22 protein-coding genes are annotated in these 25314 nt (G+C 61.9%); 8 read left to right on the forward strand and 14 right to left on the reverse strand.

Annotation, left to right across the window (positions count from 1 at the left end; translation table 11 throughout):
* Positions 1 to 5: 5 nt before the first annotated feature.
* The 9 genes from GA0061098_RS05895 to GA0061098_RS05935 all read right to left on the reverse strand — a co-directional run bounded on the left by GA0061098_RS05895 (position 6) and on the right by GA0061098_RS05935 (position 10436).
* Positions 6 to 1796 (reverse strand): chloride channel protein, encoded by a 1791-nt coding sequence (locus GA0061098_RS05895; protein WP_091954650.1) that lies wholly within the window; start codon positions 1794 to 1796, stop codon positions 6 to 8.
* A gap of 1 nt (position 1797) precedes the next feature.
* On the reverse strand, positions 1798 to 2772 hold the full coding sequence (locus GA0061098_RS05900; protein ID WP_091954653.1) for a formylglycine-generating enzyme family protein: 975 nt from the start codon (positions 2770 to 2772) through the stop codon (positions 1798 to 1800).
* Between the two features lie 3 nt (positions 2773 to 2775).
* On the reverse strand, positions 2776 to 4419 hold the full coding sequence (locus GA0061098_RS05905; RefSeq protein WP_091954655.1) for an arylsulfatase: 1644 nt from the start codon (positions 4417 to 4419) through the stop codon (positions 2776 to 2778).
* Positions 4420 to 4450: 31 nt separating this feature from the next.
* Positions 4451 to 5224, reverse strand: a complete 774-nt coding sequence (locus GA0061098_RS05910) for a GntR family transcriptional regulator (protein WP_091954658.1) — start codon at positions 5222 to 5224, stop codon at positions 4451 to 4453.
* Between the two features lie 4 nt (positions 5225 to 5228).
* Complete coding sequence (locus GA0061098_RS05915; RefSeq protein ID WP_091954661.1) at positions 5229 to 6281, reverse strand: ABC transporter ATP-binding protein; 1053 nt, start codon at positions 6279 to 6281, stop codon at positions 5229 to 5231.
* Positions 6278 to 7117 (reverse strand): carbohydrate ABC transporter permease, encoded by an 840-nt coding sequence (locus GA0061098_RS05920; RefSeq protein WP_091954664.1) that lies wholly within the window; start codon positions 7115 to 7117, stop codon positions 6278 to 6280. The genes GA0061098_RS05915 and GA0061098_RS05920 overlap by 4 nt, the downstream gene beginning before the upstream one ends.
* A complete protein-coding gene (locus GA0061098_RS05925; RefSeq protein ID WP_091954667.1) occupies positions 7114 to 8049 on the reverse strand; it encodes a carbohydrate ABC transporter permease in 936 nt (311 codons plus the stop codon). Before GA0061098_RS05925 ends, GA0061098_RS05920 begins: the two co-directional genes overlap by 4 nt.
* Positions 8050 to 8052: 3 nt before the next feature.
* On the reverse strand, positions 8053 to 9447 hold the full coding sequence (locus GA0061098_RS05930) for an ABC transporter substrate-binding protein (protein ID WP_091954670.1): 1395 nt from the start codon (positions 9445 to 9447) through the stop codon (positions 8053 to 8055).
* A gap of 185 nt (positions 9448 to 9632) precedes the next feature.
* Positions 9633 to 10436: a DeoR/GlpR family DNA-binding transcription regulator gene (locus GA0061098_RS05935; protein ID WP_091954673.1), complete on the reverse strand. Its 804-nt coding sequence runs from the start codon at positions 10434 to 10436 to the stop codon at positions 9633 to 9635.
* Between the two features lie 222 nt (positions 10437 to 10658).
* On the opposite strand from GA0061098_RS05935, the gene GA0061098_RS05940 reads away from it, so the two are divergent.
* The 6 genes from GA0061098_RS05940 (at position 10659) to GA0061098_RS05965 (ending at position 15983) form a co-directional block, all read left to right on the forward strand.
* The gene (locus tag GA0061098_RS05940) at positions 10659 to 11678 is read left to right on the forward strand and encodes an ABC transporter ATP-binding protein (protein ID WP_091954676.1); all 1020 of its coding nucleotides are present in this window, start codon (positions 10659 to 10661) and stop codon (positions 11676 to 11678) included.
* A 63-nt stretch (positions 11679 to 11741) separates the two neighbouring features.
* Positions 11742 to 12995: an ABC transporter substrate-binding protein gene (locus tag GA0061098_RS05945; protein ID WP_091954679.1), complete on the forward strand. Its 1254-nt coding sequence runs from the start codon at positions 11742 to 11744 to the stop codon at positions 12993 to 12995.
* 41 nt (positions 12996 to 13036) lie between these two features.
* On the forward strand, positions 13037 to 13957 hold the full coding sequence (locus GA0061098_RS05950; protein WP_091954682.1) for a carbohydrate ABC transporter permease: 921 nt from the start codon (positions 13037 to 13039) through the stop codon (positions 13955 to 13957).
* Positions 13954 to 14763 carry a carbohydrate ABC transporter permease gene (locus GA0061098_RS05955; protein WP_091954685.1) on the forward strand — a complete coding sequence of 270 codons (810 nt, stop codon included), beginning with the start codon at positions 13954 to 13956 and terminating at the stop codon, positions 14761 to 14763. The genes GA0061098_RS05950 and GA0061098_RS05955 overlap by 4 nt, the downstream gene beginning before the upstream one ends.
* The gene (locus GA0061098_RS05960; RefSeq protein ID WP_245323171.1) at positions 14652 to 15599 is read left to right on the forward strand and encodes an endonuclease/exonuclease/phosphatase family protein; all 948 of its coding nucleotides are present in this window, start codon (positions 14652 to 14654) and stop codon (positions 15597 to 15599) included. Before GA0061098_RS05955 ends, GA0061098_RS05960 begins: the two co-directional genes overlap by 112 nt.
* Positions 15600 to 15605: 6 nt before the next feature.
* Positions 15606 to 15983, forward strand: a complete 378-nt coding sequence (locus GA0061098_RS05965) for an NUDIX hydrolase (protein WP_091954691.1) — start codon at positions 15606 to 15608, stop codon at positions 15981 to 15983.
* Between the two features lie 258 nt (positions 15984 to 16241).
* On the opposite strand, the gene GA0061098_RS05970 is transcribed toward GA0061098_RS05965, so the two are convergent.
* Together GA0061098_RS05970 and GA0061098_RS05975 are read right to left on the reverse strand one after the other, a co-directional pair.
* A complete protein-coding gene (locus GA0061098_RS05970) occupies positions 16242 to 16976 on the reverse strand; it encodes an NAD-dependent epimerase/dehydratase family protein (protein WP_347337519.1) in 735 nt (244 codons plus the stop codon).
* 206 nt (positions 16977 to 17182) lie between these two features.
* The gene (locus tag GA0061098_RS05975) at positions 17183 to 18586 is read right to left on the reverse strand and encodes an aldehyde dehydrogenase family protein (RefSeq protein WP_091954694.1); all 1404 of its coding nucleotides are present in this window, start codon (positions 18584 to 18586) and stop codon (positions 17183 to 17185) included.
* A gap of 414 nt (positions 18587 to 19000) precedes the next feature.
* On the opposite strand from GA0061098_RS05975, the gene GA0061098_RS05980 reads away from it, so the two are divergent.
* A complete protein-coding gene (locus GA0061098_RS05980; RefSeq protein WP_091954697.1) occupies positions 19001 to 19987 on the forward strand; it encodes a nitrilase-related carbon-nitrogen hydrolase in 987 nt (328 codons plus the stop codon).
* 97 nt (positions 19988 to 20084) lie between these two features.
* On the forward strand, positions 20085 to 20753 hold the full coding sequence (locus tag GA0061098_RS05985) for a cysteine hydrolase family protein (protein ID WP_091954699.1): 669 nt from the start codon (positions 20085 to 20087) through the stop codon (positions 20751 to 20753).
* 352 nt (positions 20754 to 21105) lie between these two features.
* Here the strand turns inward: GA0061098_RS05985 and GA0061098_RS05990 are convergent, their stop codons facing one another.
* From GA0061098_RS05990 to GA0061098_RS06000, 3 genes are read right to left on the reverse strand one after another with little or no spacing between them, the layout of a single operon-like run.
* Positions 21106 to 21735 carry a response regulator transcription factor gene (locus GA0061098_RS05990; protein WP_091955299.1) on the reverse strand — a complete coding sequence of 210 codons (630 nt, stop codon included), beginning with the start codon at positions 21733 to 21735 and terminating at the stop codon, positions 21106 to 21108.
* Between the two features lie 31 nt (positions 21736 to 21766).
* Complete coding sequence (locus tag GA0061098_RS05995) at positions 21767 to 22177, reverse strand: response regulator (RefSeq protein WP_076832908.1); 411 nt, start codon at positions 22175 to 22177, stop codon at positions 21767 to 21769.
* A complete protein-coding gene (locus tag GA0061098_RS06000) occupies positions 22177 to 24975 on the reverse strand; it encodes a PAS domain S-box protein (RefSeq protein WP_091954702.1) in 2799 nt (932 codons plus the stop codon). The genes GA0061098_RS05995 and GA0061098_RS06000 overlap by 1 nt, the downstream gene beginning before the upstream one ends.
* Positions 24976 to 25314: the final 339 nt, after the last annotated feature.

Here is a 25314-nt window from a genome sequence, read left to right on the forward strand (position 1 = left end):
CCCTCTCAACGCGAGAACAGTTCCTGGTTCCGGCGCTCGAGCTCCTCCCCGTAGGTGCGCAGGACGTGGGCTTCGCTTAAGGTGCCGATCGTCGCGCGATGATCGGTGCGATCGACGACCGCGAGCACATCGGCCTCGCTGCTTTCAAAGGCCTTCAGGATCTCGCGCACCGGCGTGGTCGGGAGCAGGCACTCATCCTGTTGCTGGGCCAGTGACCCCAGCTGCTCGTCGTCCTGGTTGGCGACGGAATGCAGCGCCGCGGCGGGCACGATGCCCGCATAGATGCCGCTGGGATCGCGGAGCACGATCTGGCGAACCTGTGCCGGCGAGAACAGCTTTTGCGCCTCGCCGATCGGCATCGTCGTCAGTGCGTTCTCGAAGTCGGTGCGCATCAGCGAAGCCGCGCTCATCTGCCGGACCCAGCCGATGTCTTGCGGGCCGCGGATCACCTCGCCGCGCAGATGGAAGCGCCATGTGGCGAAGCTATAGCCGAACAGCTCGCGCACGATCAGGGCACAGACCGACGACGCGACCACCGCTCCAACGGTGACGGAGAAATCGCCGGTGATCTCGAGCGCAAGACACACCATGCTGAACGGCGCGCCAAGGACGCCCGTCCCGAGTGCTGCGAGCGCCGCGATGGCGGCCGTGCCGGGTTGAAGCGCCAGCGTGGGAAGAGGGCCCGTCAGCACGATGCTGTAGAGCTGCCCGATCAGCGCGCCCAGCAACAGCGAGGCGAAGAACAGGCCGCCGCGGAAGCCGGAGCCGAGCGAAATGGCGGAGGCCAGGATCTTGAACACGATCGTGGTCGTGAGCAGAAGCCAGGTCGGATTGCTGACCAGCAGGATCTGCATCGCGCCGTGACCGGCGCCGAGCACAGTGGGCGTCAGCAAGGCGAGGCCGCCGAGGAGGAGGCCGCCGAGAATTGGGCGCAGGAAGCCCTTGAACACCGTGATGCGCTGAAAGCAGCGCTCGGAGAATGCGACGGCGAGCATCACGAGGATGCTGACGAAGGCGCAGATGATGCCGATCAGCACAGTTTGCCCGATCATCTCGACGGAGACCGGCGAGGGGAAGCCGGGCACCATCAGAAAGGACTGGTGCGTCATTTGCCTCGCGACGAGCCATGCGGTGACGGCGCTGGCGATGACCGGCACAAGACCGGCGGACGTATAGGCGCCGAGCACGACCTCGAAGGCGTAGAAGGCGCCCGCGAGTGGTGCGGAAAACGCGGCGCTGATCGCCCCCGCGGCGCCGCAGGCCACCAGCAGCCGCATGTCGTTGCGACGGGCAGCCAGGCGCTGGCCGACGTGGGAGCCGAACATCGAGCAAATCTGGGTATAGCCGGCCTCCAGACCGACTGATCCGCCGAACCCGTTGGACAGCAGCGTCTGGATCGAGATCAGCAGGCTGCCGCGAAAGGACACGCGGCCGCCATAGAGCGCATTGGCCTCGATTGCGTCGGCGAGCTGCTGTCCCTTCACGCGCCGGGCGAAATATAGTCCGATTAGCGCGAGCACCAGGCCGCCGATCATCGGCACGAGCAGCGTGCGCTGCCAGGAGATCACGCCGGTGGCGCTGAGATGTGCATCGAAAGGAATGTCGAACAGCAGGGCGTGAGAAACCTGGCTGAGGCTCGAGATCGCAGCCACCAGCACGCCACTGAGCAGTCCGACGGCGATCGCGACCAGCACAAGGCCGGTCTCGCGATTACGCACGAAGTTGCGCAGGAACAACGGCAGCAGGCGGGTGCCGGGAGCCGCGCCCGGCTTCGCAGGATGTGATGCCGGCGCCATCCTAGGCCGGATCCCGCGGCGGTTCGGCGCGCACGACGCGGAAGCCGATATTGCTGGACGCGGAGTCGGGCGTGTTGGAGCTTCGCGCCGCGACGCGGTAGCGATTGCAGTAGGATTCGTGGCAGAGGAAGGATCCTCCGCGCATCGAGCGGTTGGGAGCAGGCTCGCGGTTCAAGGGATCTCGCGATGGCGTGAGGCGGTGATAGCTCGGCGAAAAATAGTCCTCGCACCATTCCCAGACGTTTCCGGCGACATTGTGCAGGCCATATCCGTTGGGCACGAAACTGTGAACCGGCGCCGTACCAAAATAGCCATCATCCAAGGTGTTGAGGTCGGGAAAATTGCCCTGCCAGATATTGCAGCGATGCTCGCCCCCGGGCTTCAGCTCGTCGCCCCAAGGGTAGGTGGCCCGGTCCAGCCCGCCGCGCGCAGCCATCTCCCATTCCGCCTCGGTCGGCATGCGCGTGCCGGACCATCGGCAATAGGCCTGTGCGTCGTTCCAGGAGACGTGGACGACGGGATGATCGAGCCTGTCCAGGATGCTGCTCGCAGGTCCTTCCGGCTGCGCCCAATAGGCGCGCGTCACCGGGACCCACCATGGCGTTTCCTGAACGCGCGTCGTGCGGGCCGCACGTGTCTCTTCCGGCAACAGCCCGTCGAAGACAAAGCTCCAGCCGTAGCGTTCGGCATCCGTCGTGTAGCCTGTGGCCCGGACGAAGTCGCCGAATTGCAGATTGCTCACGGCGTGGCAGGCAATGGCAAACCGCGACAACGTCACCAGCCGTACGGGGCCTTCGCCGTCCTCGACAAAGCCGATACCGGCGGATCCCATGTGGAAGGTTCCGCCGATCAGCGAGCTCCAGCGGCGCAGGATCGGAGTTGAACTGGGAGTGATCGCCGCTTGCGCATCCTCGCCCGTCGCCGGCCCGCTGCCGGCGGCGTGCTGGGTGCAACAGTGTGAGCGATCCCCGGTCATGTCCTATTTCTGCTTCTCTTCCTCCCAGAAGGCGGTGCCGCCTTCCGCTTTCATCAGCTCGAGGATCTTCTCGCGCGGGATCACGCCGCAGCGATTGGCCCATTGCTGATACTGCGCCGTCATCTCCTTGACGCGATCAGGGTACTGTGCGGCCAGATCGTTCATCTCGGTGCGATCGGTCTCCATGTCGTAGAGCTCCCACGGGCCGGGATATTTCCGGACCAGCTTCCACTTGCCGACGCGCACGGCCGCATTGCCCTCGTGCTCCCAGAACAGCGGGCCACGGTTGCCATAGGCCGACGCAAAGGACGGCACCAGGCTCTCGCCCTCGCAGGGCAGAATGGCGTTGCCGTTGTACTCCTTGGGATAGGTGGCACCGGCGACGTCGAGGATGGTCGCCATCACGTCCGTGAGCTGGCTTGGATTGTGCCGCAGACCGCCTTTCTCGGAGATACCCCGCGGCCAGTGCACGATGAACGGGGTTGCGATGCCGCCTTCGTGAATCCAGTGCTTGTAGAGACGGAACGGCGTGTTGGAGAGGTTGGCCCAGGCAGTGCCGTAGCTCTGGTAGGTATCCTCGGTGCCGGGCATCAGGGTCGAGTCATTGCCGAAGCGCACCGGTCTGCCGTCGCGCGTCTTCGCCTGTGCGATCATGAGCTGGTCGACCAGCTCCTTTGCCGTGACGCCTTCCGGAATGTCCTCGGCGCAGGCGCCGTTGTCGGAGAGGAAGATGATCAGCGTGTTGTCCATCTGGCCGGTCTCGTCCAGCGCCCTCAGGATGCGGCCGATGCCCTGGTCCATGCGGTCGATCTGGGCCGCGTAGACCTCCATGCAGCGCAGCGTCCATTCGCGCTGCTCCGCGTCGGTCCACGGCGGCTGGGTCGGATCGCGATCGGTCAGACGCCAGTTGGGATGGATGATGCCGTCGTCGACGAGGCGCTTGAGGCGCTCCTCGCGCAGCCTGTCCCAGCCCGCATCGAAGCGGCCCTTGTACTTTGCAATATCCTCGTCATGGGCGTGGAGCGGCCAGTGCGGCGCCGTGTAGGCGACATACTGGAAGAACGGGGCGTCGGGCTTTTCCGCCTTGTGCTGGCGGATGAAGGCCGCGGCCTGATCGCTGATCGCGTCGGTGTAGAAGAACGACGGCTCCTTCTCCGCCTCGTGCTCGATATTGTCGTTGCCGCGGGTGAGCGTGTTGGGATGGTAGAAGCTGCCGGCGCCGATGATGGTGCCGTAGAAGTGGTCGAAGCCGCGCTGCATCGGCCATGCATCGGTCGGCTCGGTCAGGCTGCTGGCAATGTGCCATTTGCCGCTGAGGTAGGACGTGTAGTTCCTGCTCTTCAGGGCTTCGGCGATCGTCACGCAGCTCTTGTTCAGATTGCCGGCGTAGCCTTCGGGGCCGTTGCTGTAGGTGAGGATGCCGATGCCGGTCTGGTGCGGATGAAGGCCGGTGAGCAGCGAGGCTCGTGAGGGGCTGCAGCGTGCGGTGTTGTAGAACTGCGAATAGCGCAAGCCATTGGCCGCGAGCCGATCGAGGTTCGGCGTCTGGATCTCGCCGCCGTAACAGCCGATGTCCGAAAAGCCCATGTCGTCGTTGAGGATGAGCAGGATGTTGGGGCTATCGGGGGTCTTTGCGCCATTCGGCATGTTTGTATCCTCATATTGACGTGTGGCGTTGCTAGTGGCGGCGCGTCAGGCTGATGCTGAGGCGGAAATATTTCGGCAAGTACACGGCCCGCAGCAGCTCGAGCGCCCGTCCGTCCTTGCCGAAGGTGACGCGCTCGATGGAGAGCAGGGGCGATCCAACCTTCACCCCCAGCAGCTTGGCGCTACCGGCGTCGGCGAGGTCGGCGCTGATGGTCTGCTCGGCGTCCTTGATGGCGAGGCCAAGCTCGTCCTCGAAGACGCGGTACATGATGATCGAGATCAGGTCGCGCTTCTCGAGCTCGAGACCGATATCCGGGGGATAAAAGGCGTGCTCGATGGCGATCGGCGTGTCGTCCGCGAGCCGCAAGCGCCGGAGCTGCCAGACGGCGCGCTCGCGCAGCTGCTCGCGAACGGCGGCGTCCTGCCGGTTGGTCATGCCCTGCTGCAGGATCGTGGCGCCGGCCTGGTAGCCGGCGTCGCGGATGGTTTCCGAAAAGCCCATGAGGTGGCCGACCCAGTTCTCGGGCTGGTTCGAGCGCAGGAAGGTGCCGCGGCCGCGCGAGCGGTCGAACATGCCTTCGTTCACGAGGGGGGCTATGGCGTTGCGGATGGTGATGCGGCTGACGCCAAAATGGCGGCCGAGCTCGGCCTCGGTCATCAGGCGGCCGGTCTCGTCGATCAACTTGCCGTCGCGCACCTGGCTGCGAATGGATTCACGGATCTGGATATGCAGGGGCGTCGATCCCTCCGCAACGACATCGCTGCCGAGCGGCGCGGGCTTCTTCTTGCGTGTTTGAATAGCCATGGTGTCAGAGTCGCATGCGTGTTGCTGGATCGAACAGATGAATGTCTTGCGGTCGGGCCGTGATCGAGATCGTGTCGCCCTCGCCGGGAATGTTGCCGTCGGCGACGCGCATGCGGATCATGGTGCCGGCGCAGTCGAGATCGAGCACGGCGGTATCGCCGAGATCCTCGATCAGATCGACGCGGGCACCGAGGCCCCCCTCCGCCATGCGCAGGGCGCCGGGCCGGAGCCCGACCACCACATCGCGCTCACCTGGGATCGTGGCCGTCGTCTTGAGGCGATGGCCCGCGATGATGACGTCGCCGTCCACGTAGCGGGCGGGAACGAGGTTCATCGGGGGATTGCCGATGAAGCCGGCAATGTCGATCGAGTTCGGACGGGCGAAGACCTCTCCGGGCGTACCGACCTGCTGGATCTCGCCCGACATGAACACCGCCATGCGGTCCGCAAGCGTCATGGCCTCTTCCTGGTCGTGGGTGACGTAGACCGCGGTGACGCCGAGCGAGCGCTGCAGCTTCTTCAACTCGGCGCGGGTTTCCAGCCGCAGCTTTGCATCGAGGTTCGAGAGCGGCTCGTCGAGCAGAAACAGGCGCGCCTTGCGCACGATGGCGCGGGCCAGCGCGCAGCGCTGCTGCTGGCCGCCCGAGAGCTGGCCCGGCTTGCGATCGAGCAAATGGTCGATCTTCACCTTGCGCGCCGCATCCTTCACGGCGGGCGTGATCTCGGCCTTCGGCAGTTTGGCCATCTCCAGCGGGAAGGCGATGTTCTCGGCCACCGTCATGTGCGGGTAGAGCGCGTAGCTCTGGAATACCATGGCGATGTCGCGGTCCCGCGCATCGGTCGAGGTGACGTCCTTGTCGTCGATCAGAACACGGCCGGCGGTCGGCGCATCGAGGCCTGCGAGGATGCGCAGCGTCGTGCTCTTGCCCGAGCCGGACGGGCCGAGCAGCGCGAAGAACTCGCCCGGCTTGATGTCGAAATTGACGCCCTTCAGAGCGGCGAACTCGCCGTGCATCTTGACGATGTTGCGAAAACTGACCTGACCCTGGCCGCTCATCGGCGTCCTCCGCCCTTGACTGCACCGACCGTCAGGCCCTTCACGATATGCTTCTGCGCGACCACGCCGAGGACGACGACGGGAAGCATGGCGAGAACCGAGACCGCGGCGAGCTTGGCCCACAGCGTCTGCTCGACGGAGACGAAATTGAACATGGCGACCGTGACCGGACGCACCGTGTTGCCGCTGAGCACGACGGCGAACAGGAATTCGTTCCACGCATTGAGGAACACGAACACGATTGTCACGGCGATGCCACCACGGACTTGCGGAATGATGATCCGCCACAGCGTCTTCAATCGGCTGGCGCCGTCGAGATAGGCGGCTTCCTCCATCTCGAAAGGAATGTCCTCGAAATAGGAGACCAGCAGCCAGATCGCGAAGGGCAGGGAGAACGACAGGTAGATCAGGATGATGCCCTGATAGGTGTCGATCCAGCCGATGTTCCGCAGCACCAGGAAGTACGGGATGATGATGCCGACCGGCGGCAGCATCTGCGTGGCCAGCACGTAGAAGCCCGCAAACTTCTTGCCGCGAAAGCGCAGGCGCGCCAGCGCATAGGCCGCGGGCACCGCCATCAGCATGGTGACCACGGTGGTGCCGACGGAGATGATGACGCTGGAGAGCAGGTTCGGCAGGATCGATCCCGAGCCGAACAACACGTCGCGATAGGCTTCCCACGTCGGCGTGAACACCAGCTTGGGCGGATAGGCCAGCACGTCGGAATCGGTCTTGAGCGAATTCAGCACGCTCCAGACGATCGGGAACGCCCAGGCGAGCAGGAAGACCGTGGAAATCGCGAGCAGGGCGATGATGCGGAGGCGCTTTGCGGTCATTTCGCCCTCCGCATCGCAAACAGGATGCCGGAGATGATGATGGTCACGACCAGGAGCGCGGCGGCGAGCGCCGAGCCGTAGCCGATCGACAGCTCGGTGAAGGATTTCCGGTAGGCATAGAGATTGAGGATCTCGGTCGCGGTGCCGGGGCCGCCGGCAGTGACGGTGAAGATCGCCGCGAACGCGGTCAGCGCCACCATCGTCCGCATGATGACGACCATCACGATCGCCGGGCGCAGCAGGGGCAGGGTAATGCGGCGGAAGCGCTGCCAGGCCGAGGCGCGGTCGAGCCGCGCGGCCTCGTAGATGTCCTCGGGCAAGGAGGCCAGCGAGGCCAGCAGCACCATGAACGCGAACGGCGTCCACTGCCAGGTGTGGATCGCGATCACCGAGACCATCGCAAGCGTGGGATCGCCGAGCCAGTTCTTGCTGCCGAGCCCTGCATTTATCGCGAGGAAGTCGACGATGCCGAATTCCGGTGCCAGCATGAAGGTACGCCAGATCATGCCGACCACAGCCGGGGAAAGGACCACAGGTAGGATGGCGATGACCCTGAACCAGCCCTGGCCGCGCTTCATGTCCATGACCAGCAAGGCGAGCGCGAGGCCAATGATGACCTGCAGCGCGACGGTCGAGCCGGTATAGACGAGGCTCACCAGCAGCGAGGTCCAGAAGCGCTCGTCGGAGAGGAGCACCTGGTAGTTCTCGAATCCGACGAAGCCGTTGGTGAACGGCATCGCCAGGTCCATCCGGAATGCGCTGGTATAGACCAGGAAGAGCAGCGGAAACGTTGTCGTGGCGAGCAGCGCAAGAAACGCCGGTGCAAGCAGGGCCGCTGCAAACCGGCGTTCGCGCTGCGCCAGGACGCGGCCGAAATCGCTGCGAGGCGCCTCGCTCGCGATCCCGGCCGATGTCACCGCTGTCGTCGCCATGGTTCAGCCGCGCATCATCGGTTCGATGCGGCGCTGCGCATCGTCCAGTGCGGCCTTGATCGTGGCCTGGCCGGAGAGGGCCGACTGGATCGCGGTCGCCATGGTGTCGCCAATCGCCGGCCATTGCGGCACGCGCGGACGCCAGTCGACGTCGGTGTCCTCCTGCAGGGCACTCATCGTGGCCTCGACGAAGTTCTCGCCAAACCCATTCATCAGCTTGATGTAGTCGGGGTCCTTCCAGACCGAGGTGCGGTTGACGCCCGAGCGCTTGGTGGGACCGGCGAACTTGTGCGCGGTGCGCGCCTGGGTCTCGGCGCTCGCGGCCCACTGGATGAACAGCCAGGTCGCTTTCCGCTTCTTCTCCGGCAGCGCGGAATTGATCGGAAAGCCCCAGTTCCAGATCGACGTGGTGCGCTTGCCCGAGGGCCCCTTGGGCCAGCGGGCATAGGCGACCTTGCCGATCACCTTGGACTTCTCAGGGTTGTTGATGACCGAAGCCGACGAATGCGCGTCGATGTAGCTGGCGACGGTGCCTTGCGAGAAGGCATCGGCGATGTCGGGCCAGTTCCAGTTCGCCGCCGCGGTCGGCGCGTATTTCTTCATGATGTCGACGTACCAGGCGAGCGCCGCCTCGGCCTCGGGGCCATTGACGGTGAGCTTGCCGCCCTTCATCCAGTCGCCGCCGAACTCGCGGAAGATCGACGGATAGATGTACATGTTCTGGCCGGCACCGGCGACGCCGCGCAGCGCTGCGCCCCAGACGCGATCGTTCGGTGTGTTCAACGCCGCGGCATTGGACATGTAGGCCTCTAGCGTGTCGGCCGGCTTCAGGCCTTTCGCGTCATAGAGATCCTTGCGATAGACCTGAATGGTGACTTCACCGTCATAGGGCATGCCGTAGAGCTTGCCGTCGATGCCGTTGGCGCTGCGCCATGCCGGGATGATGTCGTCGAACTTGAACCAGGCCGGGTCGGTCAGCGACTTGTCGGCGAGGTAAGTGTCGAGCGGCTCGACCCATTTGTTCGCGGCATAGAGCGCGTAATACATGGGGTCCGCGGCATGGGTTGCGTAGGTCCCGGTCTTCGAGGTCAGGTCGATGACGCTCTTCTGCCGGATCTGCGCCGGCGGAATCTTCTCGAAGCGGACGTCGATGCCGGTGAGCGCCTTGAACTGCGGCGCCAGTGCAATGAGGTTTTCGAAATAGCTCGCCGGGATCACGGCGACCGTGATGCTCTCGCCGGAAACCTGCTGCCAGTCGATCTGAGCGGATTTGTAGGGCGCGAGGTCGGCGTCCTGCGCGGCAGCTTGCCGGAGAAAGGCCGGGCCAAGGGTCGCGAAAGCGGCGGCGGCGGTTCCGGTCTTGAGTAGCGTTCGTCGCGTCGGCGTGAATGACGGCATGCGGTCCTCCCGAAAATCCGGATTTATACTTCCGGTTAGTTAGGACATTTGGCCAAAAGTTATAACAAGTCAACCGCGACAAATTGGGTGTCCTCCGGCCGTTTGGGCGCGGAGCGTGGAACGACCCCGGACCTCGCCTCCTGGAGGCGCGATCGGGGCGAGCAGCGATGAGATGCAGTTGACGGCTATATGTCGCCGAGGAGTTCGAAATCTGCTCGAGCGTCGCCGGCCGTATGGATCTGGCCGCTATATCGCTGAGCGCTCAGCTCGAACGCTGCCGGCAATCGGTCGTCGATAACGAGATGGTGGCACTCGTCGAGGTGGCCGCCGCGAACCGTTGCATTGCGCCCGAATTTGGTGATGTCCGCCACGAGCACGGACGTTCGTGAATTGGCGGCGATGGATTGGCGTGCCTTGACTTCATCGACATGGAAGTCGAGTAGCGAGCCGTCCGCATCGACGCCGCCGACGCCGAAGATTCCGAAGTCGGCGCGAAATCCCGAGAAGAAATGCACGGCGGCCTCGCCAATGATGTCGCGGTCGAGCGGCCGCAGCGTGCCGCCGGCGATGGTGATCTCCACGTCCGGATTATGCGAGAAGGCTGCGGCCACGTTCAGGCTGTTGGTGATCACCCGCAGACCCCGTCGACGGGAAAGTGCCTGTGCGACATATTCAGGCGTCGTGCCGAGCCCGATCATCAGCGACGTCCCGTCGGGAATGAGTTTGGCGGTCGCATGCGCGATCCGCCGCTTGGCTTCGGCGTTCAGCCTGTGTCTGCTGCTGTAGGCGAGGTTCTGATTCTGGACGGGGAGGCTGACTCCACCATGCACGCGCCGAAGCAATCCCTGGTCGCAGAGCGCATTCACAAGGCGGCGGATGGTCTGCTGGGTCACCTCGAAACGCGCCGCAAGCTGCTCGATGGAAGCGAAGCCTTGCTCGCGCACGATCTCCAGTATGTGGACCTGACGTGTCGTGGCGCTCCTGGCCATGAGACCTCCGTTCACGACAAAAGTATCATTTGAACGGCCAGGACGCAATTTTGTGTTTCATATGGTGTCACGCCATGTTCATATGAACATAATAGTCGCTACGCCGATGAATGAGCGTGGCTCGAGGGAGGACGCATGTACTGGTCTTTGACCGGCACTGTGCTGCTCCGTTGGAGCGAGCCGCCATCAGCGTAGCTGCATCATGCTGAGAGCGAACCGGCCATGTCGGCGATTACGCTGAATCATGTCTCCAAGTCGTGGGGCGCGATGCGCGCCGTCGATGACATCAGTCTGACGGCGGACGAGGGCTCGCTGCTGGTGCTGTTGGGGCCGTCCGGCTGCGGCAAGTCGACCACGTTGCGGCTGATCGCCGGTCTCGAGGAGGCCGATGCCGGCACGATCACTATCGGCGGCGTGGACGTGACCCGCCTGTCGCCGGCGGAGCGGAAGATCTCCATGGTCTTCCAATCCTATGCGCTGTTCCCGCATTTGAGCGTGGCCGAGAACATCATTTTCGGCCTGCGCGTGCGGCGGGTGTCGCGCGCCGAACGCGACGCCCGGCTTCGTCGCGTCGCCGACATCGTTGGTCTCGCGCATCTGCTCGATCGCAAGCCGTCGCAATTGTCGGGAGGGCAGCGCCAGCGCGTCGCGCTGGGACGCGCCATCATCGCCGAGGCGCGGGTCTGTCTCATGGACGAGCCGCTGTCCAACCTAGACGCCAAGCTGCGGCACGAGATGCGAACGGAAATCCGCGCGTTGCAGCAGCGCCTTGGCATGACGATGGTCTACGTGACCCACGATCAGACCGAAGCCATGACGATGGCGGACCGCGTCGTCCTGATGCGCGATGGCCGTATCGAGCAGAACGGCTCGCCGGAAGAGCTCTACAACAGGCCGGCGACGGCGTTTACGGCGCGTTTCATCGGCACACCGCCGATGAACCTGGTGCGTCAGGGCGATCATCTGATCGGCATCCGGCCGGAGCACATTCGCGTCGTGACCGGTGGCGATCATGCGGCGCGGGTCAAGGCCGTCGAGCATCTCGGGGCCGACAGCATCGTGTTGTGCGACATCGACGGCCAGCCGATCTCGGTGCGGCTCGACGGGTTCAGCAAGGTTCAGCCCGGCGAGGATGTTCGCCTGGCCTGGGAGGCCGGTCACGAGCATCGCTTCGATCCGGCGACGGAATGCCGATTGGAGACTTCAGCCAGGGAGGGCCGGCTGGCGACCTCCGCTGGATAGCAGCGGTGGTTTCAGGCGCTCGGCGGATTACAGAGGGAGAGAGAGATGTTTGCGCGACGTACGATGTTGATAGCCGCCGCACTTGCCGTGCTCTCGATGGGGGCACGTCCCGCTGCCGCGGTGGATCTGACCATGTACTATCCGGTCGCGGTCGGCGGTCCCGTCACCAAGATCATCGACGACATGGTCTCACGTTTCGAGAAGGACAATCCGGACGTCAAGGTAACGGCAGTCTATGCCGGCAACTACACGGACACGATGACCAAGGCGATGACCGCCATGAAGGGCGGACAGCCGCCGCAACTGTCGGTCCTGCTGTCGACCGACGTCTTCACGCTGATGGACGAGAGCGCCATCGTTCCGTTTGATGACCTCGTCAGCGACAAGGCCTGGTTCAAGGAATTCTATCCCGCGTTCATGGCCAACGGCCAGGTCGACGGCAAGACCTGGAGCATCCCGTTCCAGCGTTCGACCATCGTGCTGTACTGGAACAAGGACGCCTTCAAGGAAGCCGGCCTCGATCCCGAGAAGGCGCCGGCGTCCTGGGACGAAATGGTCGAGATGTCGAAGAAGCTGGTCAAGAAGGAGGGCGCCAACACGACACGTTGGGGCGTCGAGATCCCGACGACCGGCTACGGCTACTGGATGCTGCAGGCGCTCGCCATCGAGAACGGCCAGAAGATGATGAACGAGGCCGGAACGGAGGTCTATCTGACCGCGCCGAAGACGGTCGGCGCGCTCGACTACTGGGTCGACCTCTCGCGCAAGCACAACATCATGCCGACCGGCAGCATCGACTGGGCGACGCTCCGCACCGACTTCCTCGAAGGCAAGACGGCGATGATGTGGCACACGACGGGTAACCTCACGGCCGTCAAGGACGCCGCAAAATTCCGGTTCGGCGTGGCCATGCTGCCGGCCAGGGAGCGGCGGGGATCGCCGACCGGCGGCGGCAGCTTCTACATCTTCAAGAACGCTTCGGCCGAGCAGCAGAAGGCCGCCGTCAAGTTCATCCAGTGGATGACGGCGCCCGAGCGTGCGGCGGAATGGAGCATGAAGACCGGCTACGTCGCGGTGTCGCCGGCCGCCTACAAGACCAAGGCGATGGAAGACTACGCCAAGGGCTTCCCGCAGGCGACCGTCGCGCGCGATCAGCTCGAGCATGCCGTGCCGGAGCTGTCCGTCCACGAAAACGGCCGCATCTACAAGTTCGTGAATGATGCCGTGCAGGCCGCGGTCACGGGCTCGCAGAAGCCGCAGGAAGCGCTGGCCGCCGCGCAGGCGCAGTCCGACCGCGTGCTGCGCGCCGCCAAGTAATCGCAAGGTAAGGGACGTGGCGGGGTCCCGCCGGCTCCAGGATGACCGATCTCGCCGCCTCATCGCCAATCCCCGAACGCCGCGCCCGGTCGCAGGCGTGGTGGAATGCCGTGAATGCGTGGCTGCTGCTGTTGCCGGCGGCGGTCCTGCTGGTTGCCTTCACGCACTGGCCGATCCTGGCGACGATTCGGCATTCGCTGTTCATCACTAAGCGGAACGGCAGCGAGGTCTTCGTCGGGACGGACAGCTACGGTGCCATGGCGGCCGATCCGATCTTCTGGAAGGCGCTGGTCAACAATTTCTGGTTCGCACTCGGCACGATCCCGACGTCGATCGCGCTCGCCCTGATCATGGCGGTCTGGGTCAATCGCAACATGCGCGGCCGCGGCTTTCTGCGGCTGGCGTACTTCACGCCGACGGTGCTGCCGATGATCGCCGTCGCCAACATCTGGCTGTTCTTCTACACGCCGGATTACGGCGCGCTCGATCAGCTGCGCGGGCTGTTCGGCCTCGGCGGCTGGAACTGGCTCGGCGATCCCTCGACGGTGATGGGCTGCCTGATCGTGATGGTGATCTGGAAGGAAGCCGGTTTCTTCATGATTTTCTATCTGGCGGCGCTGCAACAGCTCTCGCCGGACCTCGATGAAGCCGCTTCCATCGAGGGCGCGAGCCGGTGGTACACGTTCCGCCGCATCACGTTCCCGCTGTTGATGCCGACCACGCTGTTCGTGGCCATCAACGCCGTCATCAACTCGTTCAAGCTGGTGGACCATCTGGTCATCATGACAAAGGGCGGTCCGAACAACGCCAGCACGCTGCTGCTCTATTACATTTACGAGGTTGCCTTCACGTTTCAGGACTCCTCCTACGCGGCAACGCTGACAGTCGTGCTTCTCACGCTGCTGAGCGCGATTGCGCTGCTCAAGTTCGGCTATCTCGATCGCAGGATCCACTACCAATGAGAGGCCGGACACACCCCGTCGAGGCCGTCGCAGCGTGGCTCCTGGCTTTGATCTGGCTCGCCCCCTTGGCCTATGCCTTCTGGAGCGCGCTGCATCCGGCGGCCTATGCCACGTCGTTCAGCCTGTCCGCGCCCTGGACGCTGGAGAATTTTGCCCGGGCCTGGAAGCAGGCGCCGTTCGGCCGGTACTACCTCAACACGGTTGTGCTGGTGACGTTCATTCTGGTCGGCCAGCTGATCCTGTCTACGCTGGCCGCCTATGCTTTTGCGCGCTTCAGATTCCGGGGCAGCGGCATTGCGTTTGCCCTCGTGCTGCTCCAGCTCATGATCATGCCCGACGTTCTCATCGTCGAGAACTACCGCGCGATCGCCAAGCTTGGCTTGCTCGATACGATTCCTGCCATCGCGCTGCCTTATCTGGCGAGCGCCTTTGGTATCTTCCTGTTGCGGCAGACTTTCAAGAGCGTGCCTCAGGAGCTGGTCGAAGCGGCCCGGGTCGAGGGAGCAGGCCCGCTGGTCATCCTTTGGCGGGTCTATGTGCCCTTGGCCCGGCCCACCTACGTCGCCTTCGGTCTCGTCTCCGTCAGTTATCACTGGAACAACTTCCTGTGGCCGCTGATCGTCACGAATTCAGTGGAAGCGCGGCCGCTCACGGTTGGGCTCGCCGTGTTCGGCGCACCTGAAACCGGCGTGGATTGGTCGGTGATCACGGCGGCGACGGTGATGACGATGGCGCCGCTGCTGATCGCATTCCTGCTGTTTCAGCGTCAGTTCGTTCAGTCATTTATGCGCGCAGGTATCCGCTAATGCGACTTCTTACCTGGAACATACAGTGCGGCAAGGGATGCGACGGCGTCACCGATCTGTCCAGAATCGTTGCCGTCGCCAGGCAGACGCTCGATGCGGACGTGTTCTGCTTCCAGGAGGTGAGCGCCAATTTCTCGAGATTTGGCGATGGCGCGGATCAGAGCGCTCAGCTCGCAGCCCTGCTGCCCGGTTACTCCGCGATATTCCGGCCGGCGATCGAGACGATGGATCGCGCGGGCAGCCTCCATTGCTTCGGCAACATGACGCTGTCTCGATTGCCGGTGTTGCAGATCGCCAATCATTTGTTGCCGTTTCCGGGCGCGGGTGGGGTGCGCAGCATGCGCCGTCACGCTCTTGAGGTGACGGTTCAAGCCTCGTTTGGCGCGATCCGCATCGTCAACACGCATCTCGAGTTTCATTCGGCCGATCAGCGTCAGGCGCAGATCACGCGGCTGCTCGACCTGCAGCAGGATGCATCGGGGAGCCCTAGGCAGGCCAGCTCCCGGCACGATGAGCCATATGGAAGCCAGACCGTCGCTGCGGCGAGCCTGATGTGCGGCGATTTCAATTTCGACGTCGCCGATCCCCAGCATGCCCTGATCGACCGCGCCGGCCGGCCCGGCTTGAATTATCGGGATGCGTGGACCGCCAATCGTCTTGATCGCCCGCGAGCGCCGACATGCGGCATCTACGATCGCGTGCAATGGGCCGACGGGCAGGATTGTCGCGACTTCATCTTCGTCACGGAGGATCTGGTCAGTCGCGTGCGCAGCATCGCGGTCAATGAGGCAACCGATGCTTCCGATCATCAACCTGTTGCGATTGAACTTGCGTGATAGCGGATGGCTAAGTCATCAAAGCTTGTTGTGGCGAGGAAGGGCAGGGTGCTCCTGGTCAGACGGCGGCGCGACAAGCGCTGGATGTTTCCGGGCGGTCGGAAGCGGGCCGGCGAGAGCGAGCGAAAGTGTCTCCAGCGCGAGATCACGGAGGAGCTGCCCAAACTAAGACTGGGCGACTTGAGGCTGTGGAAGGAGGTCAACGGCAAGAACAGTCGATCCGGCCGAAGGATGAGCGACGCGATCTTCCTGACCAAGAAAGTTTCAGGTCCATTGAAGATCGGCGACAAGAGGGAGATCGATAGGGCGGCTTGGCGAAAGCCGCGCGGGCTCAAGCTGACGCCAACCTCGCGATACATTCGAGACAAGCTGTTTCCGAAATAAATCGCGTCGGTGAATAGCGCATCTCCGTATGCAAAACGGCCGGAGCTTGTTGAGCCCACTACTCAGGTCAAGGGAAGGCCGCTCTTGGCGCAGACCGGACGCTTGGCCGGCCCCCGCATGTCTCAGAAGGGCCATAAGCGGTCCTCAGTGACAAAACTCGTGAGGTCGGCTCGGGACCAATGCCTTAAATGGATACGCTGGAAAACGACAGAGCACTTAAACAACACCGATTGGTTAGCTGAACCGCGCTCGAAATCGTCAAGCCGGAAGACGAAAATCAGGAGTCCAACCTAGCTGCACGCGTGCCTTCTCGGTTGACGCGTATTTGTTGGATTGCGCAATGTTATAGATGCCCGAGTCGCCGCGGTCGATGGCGAGCAGAACGGCATAGGCCGCTGCATCTACATGAACCGGCGCAGAATTCGACGGTCGGTCCGAAGCGGTTCCGGGACCATAAAGCTGGCCATAGCGAAGGACGACTCCCTCGAGCGGCGGCGATTTCAAGATGAGATCCTCCAGGGCAATCACCCCTTGCAGGTTGATACCGCTCTCTCCGTCGGCCCCAGCATCGAGCGCGTCCGTCTCCGCGTGCGGCTGGAGCCCAGGCGCGTAGGCCCACGCGATGCTTTGTGCCACCATCCGGCGGGCGCCACCCGCGATCGCCGCCCTGACGAGATTGCGCGTACCTTCACTACGGATGCGGGCGGTACGAACGATCGCTGCTCCCATCTCACGTGGATTGAGGTCCTTCGGGAGATCGGTGAGCTGATGGATCACGACATCCGGGCGTGCCGATGCAACGACACGTGATAGAGCTGATGCGTCGAAGACGTCGACCACGATCGGATCCGCCCCGAGCGACCGCAGTGTGTTGACATTCGCTTCTGACCTGGTGCTACCGCAAACGTAATGGCCCGCGCTGCGCAGGAGCGGCGTCAGGCGCCTACCGATGGCCCCTGATGCACCCGCGAGGAATATCCTATAACCCATCATTTTTACTCCTGAACCAAAATGCGTCTTAACAGCGACTACCCGCTGTGCGCTTTCTCTCCGATGCATCCAGCGATGAGAACGCAATCGCTCCATTCCTATGATCCGGGGTGAATTTCCCCCATGGGTCAGAATAAGTTCCCGCGATGCCAGACATTCCGCATTTGAGACGCGCACAACTCTTCGCATGTCAGGCGGATTCCCGAGCGCTACTTCGCCATATTGATGATCTTGGCTTGAGTGTACGCCTCGAGGCCTTCTCGTCCCAATTCTTCGCCGACGCCTGATTGCTTGGCGCCACCAAAGGGAATATCGGGCGACACGTCGAGAAACTTGTTGATCCAGACAGTCCCGGTTTCGATTTTAGCTGCTACGTAGAACGCCCGATCGAGATCCTTGCCCCAAACCGTTCCGGCGAGCCCATACTCTGAGTTGTTGGCACGAGCAATCGCGTCATCAACTGCAGAGTAGCGCAGCACCGGGACGACCGGGCCGAACTGCTCTTCGGTGACCAGTCGCGCATCGTCCGCGATGTCCCGGACGATGGTCGGTTGAATGAAATAGCCCTTGCGTCCGAGTACTTCGCCGCCCGCAACGATCTTGCCGTTCCGTTCGGCATCCTCCAGGAAGCCCTTCACCTTCTCGAACTGCGCCTTGTTCTGCAGCGGGCCCATCTGCGTCCCCTGCTTCAATCCGTCATCGACTACCCATTCGCGCGCGAGGCGAGCGAGTTCCTCGCAGATCCGATCATACTGTGAATCATGAACGTAGATGCGCTTAGCTCCGAGGCAGAGCTGCCCGGCGTTCATCATGGCGGCGACAAACAATTTGGGAGCTACTTCGACCGGGTCGACGTCATCAAGCACGATCGCGGCGTCGTTGCCACCCAGCTCCAAGGTCAACCGCTTCAGGGTGCTTGTTGCGCCGCTCATTACCTTCTTCCCGGTCGTGGTCGAGCCAGTGAAGGCAACTTTCGCCACATCGGGGTGACTCGATAACGCCCCACCTAGATCATTGTCATCCACGATGATGTTGAGGGTACCCGCCGGCAGAATCTGCTTGCAGATTTCGCCGAATAGAAGCGTCGTAAGTGGCGTGGTCGGCGCCGGCTTCGCGACCACCGTGTTCCCGGCGAGCAGCGCCGGCGCCAGTTTGAGCACCAGCAGAATAACGGGGAAGTTCCATGGCACGATCGCTGCGACCACACCAAGCGGCATGCGCTGACGCACGACCTTCTGCGTCGCATTGTCCTTCAACACTTCATCCGGCAGATCGAGCTCCGCGTGATAGCGAATGATGTCTGTGGAGAACGTGATCTCCCATGCCGCTTCGGAGAGTGGCTTGCCCTGCTCCAAGGTCAGCAATCGTGTGAACTCGTCTTTTCGCGCTTCGAGCGCATCTGCCACTCTCCCAAGAAGAGCGCCGCGCTCTCGAACCGGCTTGGCTGACCATGCGGGGAACGCCTCTTTCGCAGCAGCAATCGCTTCTTCGAGCTGCGCGATATCAGCCCGTGGAGCAACCGCAAGCAGTTCCTCGTTGGCCGGGTTGATGATGTCGAGCGTTGCTGCACCAGCCACCAACTTGCCGTCGATCAGCAGTTTGAATTCATTCATCGTTCTCTCCCGGTCCAATCGCAATATCGACCGCGGTCTGAACCGCGGTATGTGGAGAATTGCGCGCTTCAACGCATCGCACCGGCGCGCGACCATCCGGACGACGCGTTAGTCGTTCCGATCCCGCGGGTGCTTATCGAGCGGCCACAACTCATCAGCCAAAATTGGTCGCACACATGCTCCGCCTCAATCAGACCAAGGTGTCGCCGATACCTTGGGATCGAGTCATCGCGACTGTTGGCGCTTTCTTGGTTTCACTGGGCCCTCTTCGATGGGGCGCGCCGCCGCCTCGTTGCCTCGGCGCTCATGCGCGAGGTGCCCGCGCAGAATGGCCGGCGACACCATGGTGCAATTGAGCCAAGCGGCGGATCCTCCTAGCTACACATAAACGTCGGTCACTTAGAGGATATAGCCATGACCATCATCAAAGCAGCAGCTGTACAGATCAGCCCGGTTCTCTACAGTCGTGAAGACACGACGGCGAAGATTGTCCAGAAGATCGTCAAGCTCGGTCGAGAGGGCGTGCAGTTCGCGACCTTTCCTGAAACCATTCTGCCCTACTATCCTTATTTCTCGTTCGTACAGCGTCCATTTGAAGCAATCGGTCAGAACCTCGTTCTGTTCGAGCAGTCTGTGACGGTGCCGTCACCCACGACCGTAGCGATCGGTGAGGCTTGCCGGCAAGCCAATATCGTGGTGTCCATCGGCATCAACGAACGCGATGGTGGAACGCTATACAACACTCAGCTGCTTTTTGATGCGGATGGCACCCTTATCCAGCGTCGTCGCAAGATATCGCCGACCCATCATGAACGTATGATCTGGGGGCAGGGCGACGCTTCGGGACTCAGGGCCGTCGACAGCGCGGTGGGACGAGTGGGGCAGCTGGCATGCTGGGAGCACTACAATCCATTGGCTCGATATGCGCTGATGGCGGACGGCGAGCAGATTCATGCAGCGATGTATCCAGGCTCATTCGGCGGCGACCTTTTCGCCGAACAGACCGAAATCAACATCAGGCAGCACGCACTTGAGTCTGCTTGCTTCGTCGTCAATGCGTGCGCCTGGCTCGACGCAGATCAGCAAGCCCGGGTCATGCAAGACACCGGTTGCCCGATCGCTCCGATTTCCGGCGGTTGCTTCACGGCAATCGTCACGCCACAGGGACAATTCCTGGGACAGCCGTTGCGCTGCGATGAGGCGGCGGTGATTGCCGACCTCGACTTTTCATTGATCGACAAGCGCAAGCGCCTGATGGATTCGCGTGGTCACTATAGTCGCCCGGAATTGCTCAGCCTTCTGATCAATCGCGCACCGGCTGCGCACGTCCACGAGGTTCAGGCGCAGATGTCGTCAGTTGCTCTTGAGACCGCCGATGATTGGCCTTCCGCCCCGAAGTGACGGATCGTCGTGCCCGGCGTGAATCGATTGCATATCCGAAGGCGGTAGCAAGCCTGGGCCGAATACTGGCGCTGAGTGCAGACAAGGAAGCAAATCGATGGCTACTTACGAACCCGCGATCACCGCGCTGCTGTGCATCGACTTCTACAACGACTTCCTGAGCGTCGGCGGAAAGCTCTGGCCGTGGGTTAAGGAAGGCGCCGAGAAGGCCAACCTGCTGGAAAACCTTCGCACGATCGTTCGAGCCGCCCGTGAGGCAGGTATCGCGATCTATCACGTTCCACATCATCGCTGGGAACCCGGAGACTACGTGGATTGGAAGTATCCCTCGCCCTATCAGCTCGGCGCGGCGGAACGGCAAGCCTTTGCGAAGAATAGTTGGGGCGGGACGTTTCACAAAGACTTCCAGGTCGAGGTGGGCGATATAGTTGCAACCGAGCACTGGGCGTCGAGCGGCTTTCCCAACACGGATCTAGAACACCAGCTCAAGCGATACGGCAAGGAGAAGATCATCTGCACGGGCTTGTTGGCGAACACCTGCGTCGAAGCGACGGCCCGCATTGGAATGGAACTCGGCTTCCACGTTACGTTGGTACGTGATGGGACGGCAGCGCGCTCACATGAAGCCCTGCATGCTATGCTGGACATCGACGGTCCGACCTTTGCTCACGAGATCCTGACGACCGCCGAGTTGGTTTCCGCTATCCGGGCTTCCGCGTCCGCTAGCGAAATGTCTGCAGGACAGGCGAGTTCAAAGCCGCTCTAGCCGATCATACTACGCTGGGTAAGGAATTTCGCAGGCCCGTGGCGCTGACGTCCGTCCCGCGCTTCCCACGCCTGTCCCATTGAGGACGGCGACGCAACGTGTCCATCGGAACGGGACTGGTCCACCTGCGAGCAGATACGCCTCAGGCGATTCTTGTGGGTGAAGCCGAGCGCACGATGGAGAAAAGTGCTCTCGTAGCCGCTGACTAGGCAAGGTCACGTACCGCCGGCCACGGGGGGTCGGGTCACAAACGGCCGTCGGCTCTCGCCTTTTGGGAAGCGGCCACAGACCCAGAGGCAACCGAAGAACTTTGAAGAAGGGTCTCGTCGCTGTTGAAAAGCACAGATCCGTACTAAGTAGACCTGTCCTGACTAAGACGGAGCTTGGCGGCCATCGTTGCTAGATCAACAAGGGAGCAAGCCTGCATCTTCCTCATGACCCGACCTCGATGCGCCTTCACCGTAATTTCGCTGATACCAAGATCGAAGGCAACCTGCTTATTCAGCCGGCCAGTCGTCACCAACGACATGACCTCTCGTTCGCGCCGACTGAGCATCCGGTATCGGTCGGCGATGACCTGAATTTCAACTTCCCGATCAAGTAAGGCGCGGCTATGCTCAATGGCGTTGCGAATGGCCTCGAGCAGAGCATCGTCGGAGAATGGCTTGGTCAAGAATTCGACCGCACCCGCTTTCATTGCCCGCACGGACGTCGGCACGTCCCCGTATCCGGTAATAAAAATGATTGGCATGTCCGTGCGATCACCTGCCAGGCGAACTTGAAGTTCGAGACCATTCAGATCGGGCAAATTCACATCAAGGATAAGACAGCTGGGAGCCTGCACTCGTGGATGAGAAAGGAACCCCTGAGCTGATGAGAAGGTCTCCGGTCGCCAACCGGCCGAACTGATCATCAATTCCAATGACTCGCGCACTGAAATATCGTCGTCGACAACAAACACGATCGGCAGGGTGTGCGACATGAATGACATCCAGGACAAGCGCTCTGTTAATTTACCGTACCTTCCCGCATTCGATGGTACTACGCGGCATTCTGCCCACACGAAGCGCAAGATCGATGGCATCGCGCAGCGAGGCGTCACTGAACGGCTTGAGCAGACATTCCACCGCGCCTTCTGCCATTGCGCGTGGCCGGACCGTCTCGTCACCGTGACCAGTAATGAAGACGATCGGAACGTCTTGCCGGCGTAACCGGAGTTCTCGCTGTAGGTCCGGTCCTGACATTCCCGGCATGGCCATGTCCAAAATCAAGCAGCTCGTGAGATCGATATGGTCGGAAGCAAGAAACTCCTCGGCTGACGAAAACGCTTCAGCAGCGAAACCGAATTCCCTCAGCAGGTCTGGTAGCGATTCACGTACCGATTCGTCGTCATCGACAATCGAAACGAGCAAACGGCTCGTCATTAAAGGCTCCTCATCACTTGGTCCCGCGTGGCAGGGCCCCAATTAACGCTTAGATCGTGGTTCTCTGCACTCGCAAGCCCAAGTGGGATGGAAAAGGAAACAGAAGCGCCATGGGTATCATTTGGTTGCGCCCACAGCCGACCATGATGATTTTCGATAATGGACCGGCTGACCCACAAGCCGATCCCCATGCCGGCTTCCTTTGTCGTGAAGAAAGCATCAAAGATCCTGTGCAGGTCATGCGGGGCGAAGCCAACTCCTTCGTCTTTCACGGTAAGGCGCACGCTCTCATCCGTATCGCGTTCGGTTTTGACGATGAGCCGCTTGGGGCGATTGTCGATACCGCCCATCGCATCCGACGCATTGCGAACCAGGTTCAGGATAACCTGCTGAAGCTGGACGCGATCGCCCATGACGGTCGGAAGGTCATCGTCAAAATCCATCTCGATATTGATCCGATCCCTCTTGAGCTCGTTCAGCAGCAGCGCGATGACCTCTTGCGTCGCTTCATTGAGGTGAACTCGCTCCATCGAAAACCGGCGTTTGCCGAAGAGCGCCCGTAGTCGAACGATCACGTCGGAAGCACGGTTCCCGTCCCGTATGGTGCGCCGCGCGGTCTCGCGTGCTCCGTCAACATTGGGTGGATCCGCGGCCAGCATCCGCAGACAGGTGCTGGCATTGGTGAGAATGCCCGACAAGGGCTGGTTGACTTCATGGGCGATCGAGGCCGTCAACGCTCCAAGGCTCGCGATTCTCGATACCCGGGCAAGCTCTGATCTGACATCCTCAAGTGCCTCTTCCGAGACCCGGCGCTTGGTGACGTCCTGTACGGCGCCGATGTATTCGAGCTGACCTCTACGGTTCCGGGTCGCATGCGCGACCAGATGAAGATATTTGACCGATTGATCGGGCATAAGCAGCCGGTGCTCGTACTCGAAATCCTCTGCCTCCGCGCTCACCCGGGCGATCATGTCCTTCATCAGCGAGATGTCGTCGGGGTGAACTCGCGATCCGATGAGCTCAAGCGTCACCGGGATCGCTTGGTCAAACTCGAAAATGCGATAGACCTGCTCTGACCAAATGATCTCTCCGGTCGCGACGCACCATGAGAAGCTGCCGGTCTTGCTTAGGTGCTGGGCTTCGGTGAGAAACGCTCCACTTCGTTGCAATGCCTCCTCCGACCGCCTGCGTTCCGTTATGTCGCGCAGGTAGCAAGTAAACGATGGTGGTCCTTCCAGAGGAATACGAGAGATCGCGAGCTCGACGGGGAATTCGCTGCCGTCCGCACGTACGGCCGTCATCTCAACCCGTTTGCCGATCAATCGTGTTTCACCCGTTCGCAGATATCGAGCCATGCCTTGCCGATGCTTCTTCCGCAGAGCCGGGGGGATGATGGCGTCCGCCAACTCCCTACCGACAATCTCGCCACGGGGATAGCCGAAGGTGCGTTCCGCAGCCGGGTTGAACTCGATTACGCGCCCTTCGTGATCCATCGTGATGATGCAATCCAGCGCCGCGTCCAAGATCGCGGCCTTGCGCGCTTCACTTTGCTTCAACGCGGTGTCGCTCAGGGCGCGTTCGATAGCTATGCTGGCGACGTGCGAAAATTGAGCGATGAGATCCTGTTGTTCTCGGGTGGGCGTGCGAGGCTTGTCGTAGTAGATCGCGAACGCGCCGACGACCTTGCCCATCGTCGACGTGATCGGTGTTGACCAGCACGCTTGGAGCCCATGCGCCATCGCCATTGGGCACCAGGCATGGGCCGCCCATCGTGTTTCCAGCATGAGATCGGCGGCGATCACCTGCTCGTTCAGATGCGCGGCCATCGCGCAGGGGCCTGAATCGACATTCACCGGGCGGCCAATGATTGAGTTGATGAAGGTGGCCGGAAGGCTAGGCGCGGCGCCGTGTTCAAGCCGCGTGCCGGTTGGGTCGACCAGCACCACGCTGCAATAGCAGCCCTCGCTCGTAGTCTCAACGAGGCGGCACAGTGCCACGAGAATGTCCGACATTGAACTGCCGGCGGCCGCCATTTCCAGCAGTTGCTTTTCGCACAAGAGTAGCGACTCAGCACGTCTCCGGTCATCGATATCGCTCTCGATCATGTACCATCGTACGATTTGTCCGCGCGCGTCTCTGCGGGGCATCCCACGCACGTGAAACCATCGATAAACGCCGTCAGCGCGTCGCATACGCTGCTCGACATCGTACGGCTCCCCCGTGGCTATCGATCGGTCCCAAGCCACTCTTACCGAAGGGAGATCGTCGGGGTGAACCAGACTTCCTGTCCTCCAGCCCTTTAGATCCTCGAGCGTCGTCCCGACATAGTCGAGGACATGCTGATTGACGCTCTCGAGTTCCCCCGTCGGCGTCATGAAGAATACCATCGCAGGAATGGTGTCGGAAATGGAGCGATAAAGGCTCTCGCTCGCCCGACCAAGCCTCCCTCGGTCCTCGATATCAATATTCAGTCCAATCCATTTGACGATTTTTTGGGGCCCGTCGACTAATGGTCGAACTCGGATAGTGAACCAGTGGTATTCTCCATCGCGGCGACGCAGGCGCGCTTCCATTGCGCTTTCCGCGCCGGCTATCAGAATCGACCGCCAGCGCTCTAGCAGACCGGGTAGATCTTCCGGATGGACGGCACGCCGCCAACCGGCCCCCACTAGCTGGCCAGCATCAAGACCGGTGTACTCACACCAGCGACGGCTGACGTGATCTACATTTCCGTCAGGTAACGCCGTCCAAACCAATCCTGGAAGCGCATCGAGTACAGGACTGAGGTCGTTCTCCATGGGGCTCGTTCCTGACGGTCACCGTGAAAGAATAATGCGCCGGGGAGCCACGCGGGGTCGATGATACCTTGGTGTCGGTTCAAGGATCGCCGCTCCGGCTTTGACCAGAAGCCTACTCCCTGGCCTGCTCGATCGACAATCGATTTTGTCCGCGATCTTCGGCATTTACTGGCATCGGCGAAGGCTCGTGCATGGGCCGACGACTGACGATCGCGCGACTTGTCGACTTAAACGTCAGACGGCTGGCGACACCTTCGTGCAATGGATTCATTGCCGATACCCGTTAGATCGAACGTCAGCCGATGAAACGTCGCTTCCTTGTTTTTCGCAATCGGCGCC

Origin of the sequence: Bradyrhizobium shewense (assembly GCF_900094605.1) — a bacterium.
Classification (GTDB): Bacteria; Pseudomonadota; Alphaproteobacteria; order Rhizobiales; family Xanthobacteraceae; genus Bradyrhizobium; species Bradyrhizobium shewense.